Origin of the sequence: Paenibacillus sp. FSL P4-0184, from assembly GCF_038004625.1 — a bacterium.
Classification (GTDB): Bacteria; Bacillota; Bacilli; order Paenibacillales; family Paenibacillaceae; genus Paenibacillus_AQ.
The window spans coordinates 4,925,455-4,940,259 of record NZ_JBBORN010000001.1; the positions used below are offsets into that span (position 1 = coordinate 4,925,455).

A 14,805-nucleotide genomic window follows, 5' to 3' on the forward strand; every position below is an offset into this window, starting at 1 on the left:
AGAACGACAGTAGAATAGCGGCTGCTTCGGCAGCCGTTTTTTATTGTTCAATTATCCGGCAGAATACTTACAATTTGTGGCGCTATAGCGTCACATTATTAGCATTAGGTTATGTAATGATATTCTGATACTCAAAAAAATTGGAACAATGTGGTAAAGTGGGATGATGGAAGAAGTACTCAATAAAAAATAGAGGAGGAGACAAATATTTCATGGGCAACGACTTTTACAGAAAACTAGGTGCATCCTTTCTAATTTCCGCTGGAGTAATCTATGCAATCGAACGAGTAGGCTCTTTGATAGCTCGCAGCCATGAAATTGCAGCGTTGTACGAAGCAAATATGTTCAATGCCCTACCTGAAACTCATATTACAAGCTTCTTCGATAATATCTTTGTGCCAATCCTTGCGTTTCTCGGTATGATACTTTTTGTATATGGGTTTCCGAAAAAAATCAAATGAGATAACTCATTCAACGCGATGTGAGCACATAATGAGTTGTACCATAAAGTTACAGAGGAGGTGCTTAGGTGGCGGAAAGAAGATGGGGTATTGTCAAATGGTACAAAGAAGATAAAGGTTACGGACGGATAATGCTAGACGGCCAGGAAGGTAACCATGTTTTTGTACACTTCAGCGAAATACTACCAGACCCTATTAGGTTACCGAACGGCTTTCGGCTCCTTAAAGAGGGTCAAAAAGTTGAATTCGACCTATTCGAGTTTCCGAATATAATTGATTCTCAGCGCAGGACAGCTAAGAATGTGCAAATATTAGAGGAATGAAGGAATCGAGACGTACTTGATAAATGTATGGACTTTCGGGAATCATAATTAAGCTGACAGGAGACGATAGTTCAATATAAACACGATAAGGCAGCCAATCAGTCAACATGATCGGCTGCCTTTATCCAATTAACGGGCAGTTATCTTCAACTACTAATTATTGTTTTCTTGCCTTGATTACGAAAGTTACAGGAAGCATCTTTGCTTTTTTCGCAAAATCGTCGTTATCGTCCCGCAATTGAATAATTTCATCATCAGATTGCTCAATCATTTCTTCAATAACAAATCCCGCTTTTGAGAGCGCATTCACATAGGTTGATAGTTTACGGTCAGCTAATGTTAGCGTACTTTCGTCAAGAGTTACCGAATACCAAGATTCATCGAAGTAACATTTTTTAAAAACAAGCATATCATTTTCTGCAATAACACATTTGTGTATAGGGTGAGACCAACTGAAAATAAATACGCCGTCTTTTTTTAGGTAAGAAGCAATCCTGCTAAAAGTACCCTCAAGATCGGTTGTCCAGCCTATAGCATAAATCGAATAAACAAAGTCAAAATAATCCTCAGGTAGGCCACATTTTTCTTCCATGGGAGAACAGATTAATTTTGCTGAAAGTCCGTGATCTGACAAATATTCTCTTGTTTTTTCGATTTGGTTTTCTGATATATCCATACCCCATAGTTCAGATGCTTTACGTTCCCCGAGATATTGCAATGATTGACCGCTTCCACAGCCTATCTCCAACATCTTTTTTCCTGAAATATCGCCAAAAAGCTGGCATTTTTCTTCTGAGACGAATGCTCCATATAAAGGAAGTGCGGTTGCTCCTAAAATATCATTTCCTTTTGTATCCCAAAATAAGCTGTTAGTTTCATGAATAACATTCTTGTCCATATCGACCGAGATAGCGCTACCAACCTCGCCAGCGCCTATAATATTTGTTCTATAAACAGAATTCTTGTCCATGCCAGTACCATCCCCCAATATAAAAATATTAGTCTAAATGTATATCCTAACTTGCGCGCTATTGATTCCAAAATAATGTACCATTTTTCTATGAATACATCTACCTAAAATCTTCCATACAGCATCCATTGGATCTAGTAGACTCATTGCGCTAACGGGACACGATAGTGGAATAAGCGGTTGCTATGGCGGTAGTTTTTTATTTGTTCAATTAATGGGCAAGATAGTTGAAAAAGGAACTTAAATTTAAATCTCGAATATCTTTTGAGAACGGAAAGCTAAAAAATTGATGACAGACAGGAGATAAATACGATGATAAAAGGTTTCGGAGGAATCTTTTGGAGAACTAAGAATCTTGAAGTTATAAAAAAATGGTACAGTGAGGTCTTGAAGATTGAAATAGATCATTGGAATGGGACTGTGATAAAGCCCCAATCAGGAAATGAGACTATCTTTTCTTTCTTTACCGAGGATGACAGTTATTTTCCAACAGAACAACAAGTGATGTTAAATTTCCAAGTACATAATCTAGACGAGACTATTAAGCATCTTGAGCATATTGGTATACCGCTTGCAAAGAAAAAAGAAATTAGTGAATTTGGAAAGTTTGTTTGGATTGAAGATCCTGAAGGTAGGCTGGTCGAGTTATGGGAGAAATAATGAGTTGTGTTATAAAAATATGTTGACACAAAAGTAATTAGGGACCATACTATGTTTATGAACAACAATAATAAAAAAATAAATGACATTGAAGCTATTCCCTCGCTTGTACAATCCAAGCGTCAGATTGATCGCTATAACCTAGACATAGACGCACAGGCTATACTCGTCGCGTCTAGGCTAATGGCAGCGGGAGCCATGCTTGGACACGCCTCAGAGATTCATTTCTCTAGATTCGGTTTATCAACAGGGCGTTATCGTTTATTGGCAGATCTTGAAGATAACGAAGGAGAAGAGTTGCCTTCGCAATTAGCGGAGCATCTAGGCGTTACACGTGCTACAGTGACTGGTCTTATCGACATTCTTGAACGAGATGGGCTAGTATCTCGGCGATCAAGCTCAGACGATGGCCGTCAGAAATCAGTCGTTTTAACGGAAGAAGGAGCGAAGAAGCTCCGTGAAATGGCTCCTGAGCATTTCGCTCGGTTGGAAGCAATGGTGGGCTTGCTCAACATCGAAGAACGCAGCGTATTTCTCGACTTGCTAGGTCGAGTTACACAAGGCATCTCAGCACTTACGGGCGAATTAGGCTCGAAACTAAAGGGAAACATCAGTAATGAGTAGAATGGGCTAGTGAAGCTAGCCTATTTTTACTCTTATATAGTTAGGCACCTAATTATATCTAGCTGAACGCAATCATTGAACTACTTCAAAGAAGAAAGGAGCAAGTAAATGAACCAGATGAAATACTCGAATCAGACAGATGATGTTTACGGCATCAAGGCTGCTGGTTCCAAGAAAAAGACTTTTGTACTATGGCGTGAAGTTGTAATGGCCTATGCTGCTCCTGCCATTATGGCAGGTATCGGGGGATTGGTTACTGCAGATAGGGGGCTTCAAATAGCGGCATTGACCACAATTGGCGGTGCATCGGCTTTGATGGCCTTGATGATTGGGCTTTTGTTGCGCAGCCGGGTGGGCCATTTGCGATGGGTCATCGGTGCACCTCACTTGGTTGTGGTTGGGTTATTCGCAATGGCCGGGTCCTCATTTGGACTATACGCTGCATGGGTGACATCTGTTGTAGTAGAAATTATGATTCCGAGTAATCACTTGGCCTGGGTAAATCGTGTCTGGATCGATTTCCCGATGTCTGGATTCATAGCGAGCACGATAGTGACATGGCGGTGGCGACTTGCCGTCACAACTAATTTTTCATCTAAAAGGAGAAGATAAAAAATGATAGTTATTATGGGAGCAACAGGTACGATAGGTAGTGCGCTTTTGGAACGTTTGGTTGATCTTGGCATACCTGTCAGGGCGCTGAGCAGAGAGCCAGAGAAGTTGCGTGATCAAATCGGAGAAAAAGGCCGCTCGACTATCGAGGTCGCATTGGCGGATGCTTCCGACCCCGAATCGCTGCGCTGCGCGTTTGCAGGTGCTAGCCAGCTCTTCCTTGCCATGTCCAACAGTCCAAGACAAATTGAATTGGAAACTTCAATCATTCAGATTGCCGCTGAATCCGGAATCAAACACATCGTAAAAATATCCAGCCCTGCTTTTGAGCAGAGTTCTCCAGTGGCAGTGGCTGGCTGGCATCAAGAAATCGAGAAAACGCTGAGGGAATCGGGCCTCACCCACACCGTGTTGCGCCCTTATGCGTTCATGCAAAACTTAATACGCCTTGCACCAACGATCACAACCCAAAATGTTTTCTTCGGCTCCATGGGCGATTCACCGTGTAACTTCATTGACTGTCGCGATATCGCTGATGTTGCTGCAGAAGTTCTGACCAACCGCGAGGTATCAGGCCATATATATACGCTTACTGGTTCGGAAATTTTCAGTTATCCCCAGATCGCGAGTCAACTGTCCGCCCTGCTTAATCGGCCGATAAGCTACATCAACATGGAACCCCAAGTACTACTACGTAATCTTATCGAGTACGGCCATATGCCTCCTTGGCTCGCGAACCACGTTGTGGAAATTCAAACCATGTCTAGGATGGTGCCAGAAAGTCCAAATGACACTGTGAAGCGCTTGCTCGGCAGAGAGCCACGTACACTAGACGCCTTTCTGCATGAGTGTGTAGAAAATTTCCGGTAGAGGCGGAGACCACCTTTTCTGAAATTTGTGTCATTGGCAGCGTTTTACTCCGATTTTAGTTAAGTCATTGAGCTTACGGAGAACGTTAGTGGAGGAGCTTCCTATATGGTAGCTCTTCTTTTTCATTTAAGCTAACAGCAGGTTAACGGAATGGGACCGCAGTCGAAATAATTTTGCGTCATCTGGTCCGGTTATTGTTCCGACACGGTGTCTGCGAACCAGCTTCGGCTTGAAGATGGGAACGAGATATCGTTTACTCGATCACCTGTATCAAATAAATAAAGATGCTATGCCGAATACGAAAAAAAAATGACCATTTTGTTGGGTCGGCCTCTAATTATTCTATCGCGGTCAGGATAAATTAGTGATTATCTACTTGAAAAGTAGTTATGTAAGGTTCGATAAAAATTGATTATAACTATGAATTACCAAACGGTTTATCGAATAAATAGTAAAATAATACTGTTAAGTACGAGGGTTATCGAGAGGGCTTTTATTTTGATTATCCTTTCTGAGTCTATATAAGTACATGTTTTTCCTAATGAAATTTATTTTTTCTCCAATGTAACATTGAAATGAAAGAGGGGATAGCGTTGATTGAACATAGCAATCTTGAAGAATATCTGGATCCGGTAAATTACGATCTTGAATTTGACGGTGAAATGGACAAATATCAGTTCTATCTTGAGCTTGCAAGATCGAGTCCTGGCGAAGTGTTAGAACTTGCTTGTGGTACAGGCTTAACAACGATACCACTGTCAAAAGCCGGTATAACGATGACCGGCGTAGATATCTCTTCGGCGATGCTCGCATATGCGCGGCTGAAGGCGGAAGGGTTGACTGTTACTTTTATGGAAGGCGATGCCCGTACCTTCGAATCGGACAAGCGATTTTCGATGATCTATTTGACTGGCAATGCATTTCAGGCATTCTTAAGTGATCAAGATCAAAACGATTTGCTTACTACCGTTCACAAACATTTACAACCCCATGGAATCTTTGCATTCGAGACCCGTAATCCGGAGGGAACGGATTTATCCGATCAAGAGGAGACAGAATGGGGGTCCTTTATTAATAAGGATGGGCAAAACGTCAAGGTATCAGGTACACAATGTTACGATGCTAGCCAGCATATCATGCATTGGGTCACGATGCGTGATTGTGGGGATAAACGAACGACTTCCCGAATTGCTTGTCGGTTTACAGATCAGGCGACGCTGCAATCTTTATTAACCCGTCACGGCTTTCGCGTCGAACATCAATATGCTGACTGGGATAAAACACCGTTCTCTCCGTCATCTTCATCTATCATTAGCGTTTGTAGGAAATGTTAGGAGAGACTTAATGCATTGCAATAAGAAAAATCCCCTCAGGTCGAGGGGATTTTTGGTGATCCTAAGCAGATTCCCCCTTAAAGTCCGCCTTTATTCAACTAGACGGAAGATAGCGTAATAGCCTGTCTGAAAATATGGTACAATTTGTAATACTAAAGCGAGGTGAAAGAATTTGAGGAATATTGTTGAGGACTCACAGTTTCTCAGTGAAAGAGCTGAGATGATGTACTATTTTCAAGATGAATTTTACATCTCTGAGAAAACTGAAATTATTCATTCACCTTCAGGAAAGTTCAAACTTGAAATCCATCACTATAACCGAGCATAAAATCATCGACATAATATATAGAAATTATGACCCATTCTTATTCAGTTGGTTGGGGGTAAATGGCACAGAATATCTGTTGTGTGGGTTAGATTATCAAGGGTATTCAATTGTTAATTTATCAAATAAAGAAACCAATCATTATGTTCCTGAAGAGGCTTATAAAGGCATGGATTTTGCTGGGGGGAAATAATATATTTTCAACAAAAAAAACTAATAGTGATTGATGGATGCTATTGGGCATGCCCCTATGAACTTGTTTTTTATGATTTTTCTAATCCTATGAATGTACCATATAATGAATTATTCTGTGTGGATGTTGATAGCGTATTAAATTGGAGTAGTTGGAAAGATTCCTGTAGGGTTATATATCTTGATAAGGAAAACAACGAGACAGAATTTGTATTTTAGAAACTAAGCTAACGGAGAAAGATAGTGGAATAGCGGTTGCTACGGCAGCCGTTTTATTTGTTCAACCAATCGGGTAGTATGGATAAACCTATTTTTGTAAATTATGGCTTATTATTCTAGAGTACGTATTATCTCCAGTCCTAAGGATTAAGGCGGATTTATGAAAATTACAGCAAAACTAAACTTATAATCAAGGGTGAATGCAGATGGAACAACTGAAAATTGAACCCTATAAACCCGAAAGGGACGAAGCTTCAATCACAGCCATGTTGTGTGAAAATGAACAATTTAATGTGTTTCAACAGAGTAACAAAATGCTCTCAGACGGTATATTTGTTGCTCGTTACAACGACATAACGGTAGGTTTTCTCTCTTTTGATGGTTTTAAGAGAAGAGCGTTGACGACGATATTTGTTAACGAAGAATATAGAAGAATGGGTATCGGTGCCACACTTATGGAAAAGACGGATAAAATACTTTCTCAAAACGTAGCAGTAGAACGTTCGATAGGTTTCTGTATAGATGGCGACCGTTGTTCTCAGCAATTTTTATATAAGCATGGTTATTACATAAGTTATTCATCCTTTATCATGGAGCGTGAAGGTGTACTTCTTCCTGAAACTAATATTACTGTAAGGCAATACGAAGATGATGATTATGTAATATGCCATAACATTTGTGAAATAGCTTTTTACGAAATGCATGAACGCGTGGGTATTCTTCCGTCTTACTATTATCCTCCTAACGAAACGGAGCGGATGAGATTCGCCGAAGATAGAAGCAATAGATTCGTGATGCTTATTGATGGTGAAATAGCAGCAGTCGGAATTATTGACGGGTTTGAACTGAGTCATGTGTCTGTTCGTCTAGATCTTCAATCACGAGGATACGGAAGAGCTTTTATTTCATTTCTTGTAAATGAAATTGTGCGAAGGGGTGGGGAAATCGTGACACTCGGGGTTGTGAAAGGCAATCCTGCTATAGAATTGTATAAGAGTCTTGGTTTCAAAGCAAAGTCATTAAACCATTGGGTAACAAAATATTATAAACCAGACACTCGATTGAGCAGACCACCTAGCGAGATATATCCTCAAATGACTCGTTGAGCTAACGGTAATGTTATCTTTTTTTGAATCAGAAAAAGGATAGCAGAAATCAAGAATTGAAATATGAATTATTGAATGCATAATTAGAATAATGAAACTCTTGTTACACAGAAACTAGATGATGCTATCGATTCAATTATCTTACGCTTTGGAATGGAAGGAGATAATGATAAGGATGATATTCTTTGGGAATTGCACGATTATATAAATGAGTTCAAGGTTGGTGACGAGATTATAGATGTAAACCTAAATGATAAGCAACGCGCCGATTACATCTATTTAGGTGAGAAGCTTCGATCTAACGGGTGGACGTTTAATGTAGGATATGATACAAGCTGGGAGACCTTTGCATCTAAAGTAAAGGAGTTGGTAACGGAGTCATAGATGTCACAAGTCTGTACTGGATTGCACGGATACGGATTAACTAGTACAGCAAGACTCACATGAATCTATACAAACATTTTAAAAGAACTTATTTGAACTAATGGGGGACGTTAGTTTTATGAATACAGAGAGGCTACGGACATAAGCCTGCGTTAGTTCGGGGATTGGGGAATTAATTATGATATGTGAGAAGAAATCTAAGCGTCTTGGAATTGTTCGATCCCTTGTTTATGAAATGCAGAGCAGCTTCAAGAATCAGAAAGCTTGGGCTCATCTTTCAGGAGTGTCTACCTTCGCTTCGATGCTCGCTATGAGAAGAGGACAAGATTCGGAAATAGCTGCGATCGCGGGGGTGCTACACGATTTTTATTTCTATAAAACTGGAATAAATACCTTTCCTGGTCACAATAGCGCAGACGCGGTAAGACCTATAATACGTAGCACTCAAATCTTTACCGACGAAGAGATCTCAGTAATTCTTAGATCAATCTTTTATCAAGAAGATAGAAATCGAGTTCATGGACCAGATGAGGAAGTTATTAAAGACGCTATTTTATTGCAGATGTACTTTCAAAATACAGGAAATCATTTGCTTAAGACGGATATACATAGACTACAAAATGTATTTATTGAATTAGGGATTCCGGAGGGAAATGTAAATACAGAATTTAACGTAGATGTTGAAGCATTAAATACAGAAACTAAAGACAGACGACTTATGCTGGCTGATTTTGCGGAAAATCTCGCAGAGCAAAACATAATCGGGGTACCGGAAGATGAACGTTATCGGGAAATTTGCAAGTATTGGCCGGACTCTGATATCTATAAAGTACTAGAAGGTAACTGGTGTGCTGCATTTGTATACTACTGCTGTATGCAGGTTGGAATACTTCTTCCAATTCGATATCCTAACCGAATGTATCGTCTAGCTGGGGTTGGTGCGTGGTTGGATTGGGCTCAGCTGCACGAAACTAGATTTTTCTATGACGCTAAACAAGAAGGATTTATTCCAGCACGTGGTGATATTGTTATTTTCGATAAGCTTCTCTCCGATAATTCTCACGATCATATCGGAATTGTTTTAGCTTGTGAAGACAATGAAATTTTGATTGCTGAAGGTAATAAAGACAATAAAAACTACTCTAGTGTCTCATTCAGGGGTAGAGATCATTGTATACTCGGATATGTCCGAATAGATAACGGCTACCGTTATCATTTCAATGGATAGTATATACCCTTTGGTTATTGATTTCGAGCAGTTATTACGCTAACGGATAGGATAGTTTAATAAGAGTTATGTTGAGTTTTTTTCGGGCCAGTTTAACCCAAAGGCGATAAAATGGTAATAAACCGATTAGGGAGGCAAATCCATGATTGATATTGAAAGAATTAAAGTGATTATTCCTCATCGGAATCCATTTCTCTTGGTCGATAGAATATTGGAGATTAATGAGGGGAAGAGAGCTGTTGGGATTAAAAATGTAACCATTAATGAACCTTATTTTCTCGGTCATTTCCCTGACTATCCCGTTATGCCTGGAGTCTTAATTGTAGAAGCACTGGCACAGGTCGGTGGAGTCGCTATGTCTAACGTTGAAAGCAACAATCATAAAATAGGCTTACTGACTGGTATTGATAATTGTCGTTTCAAACGACAAGTAAAACCAGGAGACCAACTCCTTCTTGTATTTGATGTAATTCGAATCAAGGGACAAATCGTCAAAGGAAAGGGAGTCGCCACGGTAAATAATGAATTGGTATGCGAATCTGAAATAATGTTTGCATTCAGTTCGATTTAGGTTTTAAGGTAACGTGAAACGATAGTTGAATAATACATATTGATGAGCAGTTGCTTCGGTATCCTGCTCTTTTCATTAAGCTAACGGTCAGGCTAGCGTAAACAAAATGATCAAAAGTATTAACAATACGTAGGTAATTACATTTCGGGATTAGCGCAATGATTTTCGGCAGCTTCGTTTGGTTAACGGGGGGGGAGTTTAAGTAAATGTAAATATTTACTTGCGAACTAATGTTCGGTATAATAAACTTGATTCCATTACAAAAAGGAGATGTTGGATATGTATAAACACATTAAAGATTTTACCGCAACTTGGCAAAATGAAACGGAAGCAACAATGCGGACACTGGAGATGCTGACCGACGAGTCTCTTGGCCAACAGATAACAAGCGATCATAGAACGCTTGGACGTGTTGCATGGCACCTTGTACAGACGTTGCACGAAATGCCATCTCGGACGGGACTGTCTTTCGAAGGACCGAGCGAAGATATGCCGGTGCCAGCTTCGGCAGCAGACATCGCGTCAGTCTATAAGAGGACCTCACAAGCGCTCCTTGATGCTATACAGTCCAGTTGGAAAGATGAGAATCTGCTTATCATGAGCGATATGTATGGTGATCAATGGCCAAACGGCTTAATGCTGGATATTCTCGTAAAGCATGAGATTCATCATCGTGGTCAGATGACAGTCCTGATGCGCCAGGCAGGCCTTCGTGTGCCGGATCTTTACGGCCCGACAAAAGAGCAGTGGGCCGAGTACGGAGCGCTACCTCCAGTAATTTAGAGTAAGATTATATCCGCTTTGGCCGTTTGGCTATAGTGGGATTAATAGTATTTTATCATAGGATTGAAAGTGGTGGCTTGAATCATAGACAAGAGGATACCATCGGACTGAAACTGTTGATTCTATTGAACTCCCATGAAAATTAAATTAGCTCAAAACCTGAAAAAGAGCATAATAAAATAGTTCGACCTTCTTCGCCAGCCGTACAAACAGTATAGACAGGGGTACCCATTTTCATCCTCTGTGGTGCAGCTCCGCTCTTGCGCTGCATGAATGGCTAACGGGTAAGCTGAGCCACGCGGATTGAGGTTAAGATTTATTGAACTAACTGGATACTATAGTTTAATAGCATAAATTGTTGAGCAGGCCGAAGCCTGCTTATTTTATTGAACGGTTAAGCTGCTTGCTTAAGGGGCATACCTTTGTGTGGAATGTAAGCTTTTTTGTCTTGTGCAAGCTAACTACTCTTTTACTGTCGGGTATTAATTAAAAATATCTTTTACCAAGCTCACGAATATATTTCCTATCAAAAACTTCGAAGCCATTACGATCGTAACGATTACAAGACCGATGACATTGCCAAGGTTTTGTTTTTTAACATCATTCATTCTGCAACACCTCTCTATTCCTCAAACGATAAATTCATAGGCTCGTCTAGAAGTTCACACATAAAATCGATATTCGTCGTAGGCACCTTGGTATCCACTTCCTCGAATTGAAGCCCATCTATCCAGACCTGTCCACTCCCGGACAACAGAACACCAAAAGCAATCGCGGCACTATTATCCGGCACATCCAGCACGATGCTGTAATGGTTCCACTCCGTATCTCCAATAATGGGGCGGTCACTCATGTTATCGAATTGCAGTACATCATGAAGAGCATCATCGACTCGCATCCAGAACCCACAAAACCCTCTCACTGCTTTTGTTTTGATAAACCCTGAGAGCTTTAGTCTTTTGCCCATATATTTGTCCGCTTTGAATTGCTGCATCATCGTTGCAAATTCGCCTTCCGTCGGTACCACTGTAACTGACTTTAAAAATCCGGACGCTCTCCCTTGATGGAAGGTTTCCCGGTCAATCCCCATCTGATAGTTGAAGGGGTGACTCCCGCTTAATTGCCATCCCTTTAATAATTGTTCATTTTTCATTTTCATTTTCATTTCCTCCCTTTGCATCGTTAATTTGCCCATGATTTTGCGATACTGCCCTGGCGGTAATTGATAGTATTTCTTAAAAGAACGGGTGAACGATTCTTGGCTCTCAAAGTGATAATAAATGGCAATATCTATAATTCTTTCATCTGTGAACAGTAACATGTTGGACGAATTTGCAATTCTCCGAAATCGGATATATTCAGATACGCTCACGCCAACCTCTTTCTGAAAAATCCGATGGTAATGATACTTTGAAAACCCTGCAAACTTAGCCATACTCTCTAGTGACAATTCTTCGGGCAAATGCGTCTCTATATAGGCAATCGACTCTTGGATGATCGGACTGTAGCTCATGTTATAACCTCCTTAAGAATAAAATATCAGAAGCAACCGCTGCATATTTGATATATATTGCTTTGTTTCTCGGGTATATAAAGGATAACTCCATCCATATTATTGTGTTCACATAAAGATAGCAATAATGATCAAAAAGGTGTGGTGCAATGAATATATACTTGAAGTAGAACGTAAAATTATTTTTCGGTAAGGAGTTAGATGCAATGAAATGGAAGGCGAATACCCTTAGTCTGCGTAGCTTGTTGTGCATGCCGCTCACTTTGATCATGCTTAGTGCCTCGATAACATCAGCGGTTATCCCGGTCAAGACTGCATATGGGGAAGCAGCGGTGAATGAACAGCAAGTCAGAACAGCAAGATCGTATCAGGCTACTTTATCCGATTGGAAGCGTTGGGCCGCGGATCATGCTTATACCTTACAGACGATCCAACCGGAATCATGGTCTTCGAACGGAGGATCCATTGGGCAGGACAAATTTAGCGACCTTGATATACTGATCCCGTTGCTCGCTGATAAGCGAATCGTATATTTGGGAGAAAATTCACATGGTGTGGCCGAATTTAATCTAGTCAAAACGCGCCTCATTCAATACATGCACCAAACGCTAGGGTTTAACATTGTTGCATTTGAGAGTGGTTTAGGCGATGCAGCCCTTGGTCAAGGACGGATAAAAAAGACGGCGACTCCCGATACGATGAGGCGTTCCATATTTGGCGTATGGTGGACGGAAGAGACGAAGCCGCTATTCGAATACATGAAGGAGACACATAAGAGCGAATCGCCTTTGCGACTGACGGGCTTCGATATTCAGGTGCAATCGCCGCTTTTTCAGAATGCGAACTGGATTCCAAGTATTAAGCTGAAGGACAGAGCGCTGCAAGCGGAACAAGAGGTTCATAAGTGGAGAATGAGCAAGGATCAAAGCGGATTCCGTAAGGCCAAGCCTGAGCTGATTAAGGTGTATGAAGAGCTATTGCAGGCCGTGACTAAGAATGAAAATGCGTTGAAGATGGACTATCCCGATGAGCCGCATATCGTCAAGTTAATGAAGCGAGCGCTAGAGGATCGAATCCGGGTCATTCAGGAATTTAATGAGTTGTGCATCCAATCCAATCTATTAACAGAACAAGGGGATTATAGCGGCGCTCAGTCCATGATGGAATGGCGCGATCGGGCGATGGCCAGCAACCTTGCATGGTTGGTGACAGAAGTTTATCCGGAAGAGAATATCATCGTATGGGGCCATAATGGCCATATCAGCAAAGCACAGTCTCTGATTTCCACCATGCCGAAGAGTATGGGAGAGCTTATGCCAAAGGAACTGCAACAGGAAAGCTACGTCATGGGTCTATTTATGGGCGAAGGACAAGCAGCCGAGAATACGAGGGAACCGATTCAGTTGAATCCGATTATTCCGGGGTCTATGGAAGATATTTTGGCGGCTGTAGGACAGCCATATACATTCATGGATTTACGCTATCGGGAAAATGAACGTGGAAATTCTTGGATGTTCGAACGGATGATAGCCTCTTATCAGGTGCAAATGCCGATGCCGTTAGAGCTAAGACGGCATTTCGACGGCGTCCTTCTCATCAAACAAGCGAAGATGCCGACATATTTGCCGGACACACATAAGTGAGAAGGAAACCGTTTTAAAAAAAGTTATTCTTCTTAGATTTCAGGCTCAGCTTCGTATCCCTTCGGGACAAGCCCTTTTTTGATTAAGACTCCTGAGCAGACAAATCTAAACTACATTGAAATAGGTGGGACGGAACAATGTGCACTTACCTTGGAAGTCAATGATTTTCACGGACTCTACAGCCAAATGAAGAACAACGGAGCTAAGGTATCGGAGATTGAAGATAATGGGGGCTGTGGTCTTAATTTTTATGCCCAGGACCCAGCTGGAAATAAACTCGATATTCGGGGTGGCTGGCCCAAGTAATTTGTCATTCAGCTAACGGAACCGAGGGAGTTCAATACATAAGGGCTGCCAAGTGGCAGCCCTTTGTTCTGTCGAACGGCAGATTAGTTTAACTTGTCTTTTACACGTTACATAATCTACCGCGGCGAAGCTTCGGACTAAATTAAAACTTGAGTATAACTTACATCAGAATTATAATAGGGATAATTTCCAACATGAGGTGAAAAGGATGACAATCCGTATCGTTCGAAGTATTTAGTTTTCGGGCTGGGGAAAAACGCGTGCCAGCCATCAAGGGGCTCTCTACCCTTTTTGATCACACGAAAACTATAACTTTGAACGGTCTCGATTGGCATTGCTCTTAATATAAAGCCAAGGGACACAGGGTTTAGGTAGGGGACCAATAGATTGCTCATTGATTCTTCCTATTTAAACTGACGGGCCCTTGGCTTTTCCTATCATCTCTTTGGAGGCAATATAAAATGATAAAAAAATGCATTGTATATTTCAAGTGGATCATATTGCTATATGTACTTATGGGCTTTCTGGTTCAGTTTTTTAACACTTTTGGCATTAAGATATTTCAAGAACTGTTAGATAAGGTAGCTTTAGCCGACAATTTCTACGATGTCTCATCACATATCTTTTTATATAGTGCTCTGTTGTTTTTTGAAGAGATGATTAAATTGAAGCAAGGGATAT

18 protein-coding genes and 1 pseudogene are annotated in these 14,805 nt (G+C 40.9%); 16 read left to right on the top strand and 3 right to left on the bottom strand.

Translation table 11 applies throughout. The features are described from left to right. The first annotated feature begins 212 nt into the window (after positions 1 to 212). Positions 213 to 461, top strand: coding sequence for a hypothetical protein (locus MKY52_RS21765; protein ID WP_076287095.1), 249 nt, complete (start codon positions 213 to 215; stop codon positions 459 to 461). Between the two features lie 68 nt (positions 462 to 529). Further along, complete coding sequence (locus MKY52_RS21770; protein WP_341053289.1) at positions 530 to 784, top strand: cold-shock protein; 255 nt, start codon at positions 530 to 532, stop codon at positions 782 to 784. 157 nt (positions 785 to 941) lie between these two features. Here MKY52_RS21770 and MKY52_RS21775 read toward each other — a convergent pair whose 3' ends face one another. After that, positions 942 to 1,754, bottom strand: coding sequence for a class I SAM-dependent methyltransferase (locus MKY52_RS21775; protein WP_341053290.1), 813 nt, complete (start codon positions 1,752 to 1,754; stop codon positions 942 to 944). 312 nt (positions 1,755 to 2,066) lie between these two features. Between MKY52_RS21775 and MKY52_RS21780 the strand changes: the two genes are divergently transcribed. The 11 genes from MKY52_RS21780 to MKY52_RS21830 all read left to right on the top strand — a co-directional run bounded on the left by MKY52_RS21780 (position 2,067) and on the right by MKY52_RS21830 (position 10,662). Then, entirely contained in the window at positions 2,067 to 2,414 is a 348-nt protein-coding gene (locus tag MKY52_RS21780; RefSeq protein ID WP_341053291.1) for a VOC family protein, read from the top strand. 57 nt (positions 2,415 to 2,471) lie between these two features. Further along, positions 2,472 to 3,038, top strand: coding sequence for a MarR family winged helix-turn-helix transcriptional regulator (locus MKY52_RS21785; protein WP_341053292.1), 567 nt, complete (start codon positions 2,472 to 2,474; stop codon positions 3,036 to 3,038). A 117-nt stretch (positions 3,039 to 3,155) separates the two neighbouring features. Then, the gene (locus MKY52_RS21790) at positions 3,156 to 3,650 is read left to right on the top strand and encodes a hypothetical protein (protein WP_341053293.1); all 495 of its coding nucleotides are present in this window, start codon (positions 3,156 to 3,158) and stop codon (positions 3,648 to 3,650) included. Between the two features lie 3 nt (positions 3,651 to 3,653). Beyond that, positions 3,654 to 4,520: an SDR family oxidoreductase gene (locus tag MKY52_RS21795; RefSeq protein WP_341053294.1), complete on the top strand. Its 867-nt coding sequence runs from the start codon at positions 3,654 to 3,656 to the stop codon at positions 4,518 to 4,520. Between the two features lie 593 nt (positions 4,521 to 5,113). Further along, entirely contained in the window at positions 5,114 to 5,854 is a 741-nt protein-coding gene (locus MKY52_RS21800) for a class I SAM-dependent DNA methyltransferase (RefSeq protein ID WP_341053295.1), read from the top strand. A 299-nt stretch (positions 5,855 to 6,153) separates the two neighbouring features. After that, positions 6,154 to 6,372 (top strand): hypothetical protein, encoded by a 219-nt coding sequence (locus tag MKY52_RS21805; protein ID WP_341053296.1) that lies wholly within the window; start codon positions 6,154 to 6,156, stop codon positions 6,370 to 6,372. A gap of 424 nt (positions 6,373 to 6,796) precedes the next feature. Further along, positions 6,797 to 7,696, top strand: coding sequence for a GNAT family N-acetyltransferase (locus MKY52_RS21810; RefSeq protein WP_341053298.1), 900 nt, complete (start codon positions 6,797 to 6,799; stop codon positions 7,694 to 7,696). A gap of 192 nt (positions 7,697 to 7,888) precedes the next feature. Further along, on the top strand, positions 7,889 to 8,080 hold the full coding sequence (locus MKY52_RS21815; RefSeq protein ID WP_341053299.1) for a hypothetical protein: 192 nt from the start codon (positions 7,889 to 7,891) through the stop codon (positions 8,078 to 8,080). Positions 8,081 to 8,258: 178 nt separating this feature from the next. After that, positions 8,259 to 9,308 carry a CHAP domain-containing protein gene (locus tag MKY52_RS21820; protein ID WP_341053300.1) on the top strand — a complete coding sequence of 350 codons (1,050 nt, stop codon included), beginning with the start codon at positions 8,259 to 8,261 and terminating at the stop codon, positions 9,306 to 9,308. Positions 9,309 to 9,450: 142 nt separating this feature from the next. Further along, entirely contained in the window at positions 9,451 to 9,879 is a 429-nt protein-coding gene (gene fabZ, locus MKY52_RS21825; RefSeq protein ID WP_341053302.1) for a 3-hydroxyacyl-ACP dehydratase FabZ, read from the top strand. A gap of 279 nt (positions 9,880 to 10,158) precedes the next feature. Next, positions 10,159 to 10,662 (top strand): DinB family protein, encoded by a 504-nt coding sequence (locus MKY52_RS21830; protein ID WP_341053303.1) that lies wholly within the window; start codon positions 10,159 to 10,161, stop codon positions 10,660 to 10,662. A gap of 482 nt (positions 10,663 to 11,144) precedes the next feature. On the opposite strand, the gene MKY52_RS21835 is transcribed toward MKY52_RS21830, so the two are convergent. Beyond that, on the bottom strand, positions 11,145 to 11,270 hold the full coding sequence (locus MKY52_RS21835) for a hypothetical protein (protein ID WP_341053304.1): 126 nt from the start codon (positions 11,268 to 11,270) through the stop codon (positions 11,145 to 11,147). A gap of 14 nt (positions 11,271 to 11,284) precedes the next feature. Next, complete coding sequence (locus tag MKY52_RS21840; protein ID WP_341053305.1) at positions 11,285 to 12,175, bottom strand: helix-turn-helix transcriptional regulator; 891 nt, start codon at positions 12,173 to 12,175, stop codon at positions 11,285 to 11,287. Between the two features lie 206 nt (positions 12,176 to 12,381). On the opposite strand from MKY52_RS21840, the gene MKY52_RS21845 reads away from it, so the two are divergent. The 3 genes and pseudogenes from MKY52_RS21845 to MKY52_RS21855 all read left to right on the top strand — a co-directional run. Beyond that, positions 12,382 to 13,818 (top strand): erythromycin esterase family protein, encoded by a 1,437-nt coding sequence (locus MKY52_RS21845; RefSeq protein WP_341053306.1) that lies wholly within the window; start codon positions 12,382 to 12,384, stop codon positions 13,816 to 13,818. A 78-nt stretch (positions 13,819 to 13,896) separates the two neighbouring features. Beyond that, positions 13,897 to 14,124, top strand: coding sequence for a VOC family protein (locus MKY52_RS21850; protein ID WP_341053307.1), 228 nt, complete (start codon positions 13,897 to 13,899; stop codon positions 14,122 to 14,124). A gap of 461 nt (positions 14,125 to 14,585) precedes the next feature. Continuing rightward, positions 14,586 to 14,805: pseudogene (locus tag MKY52_RS21855) on the top strand (hypothetical protein); the annotation flags it as partial.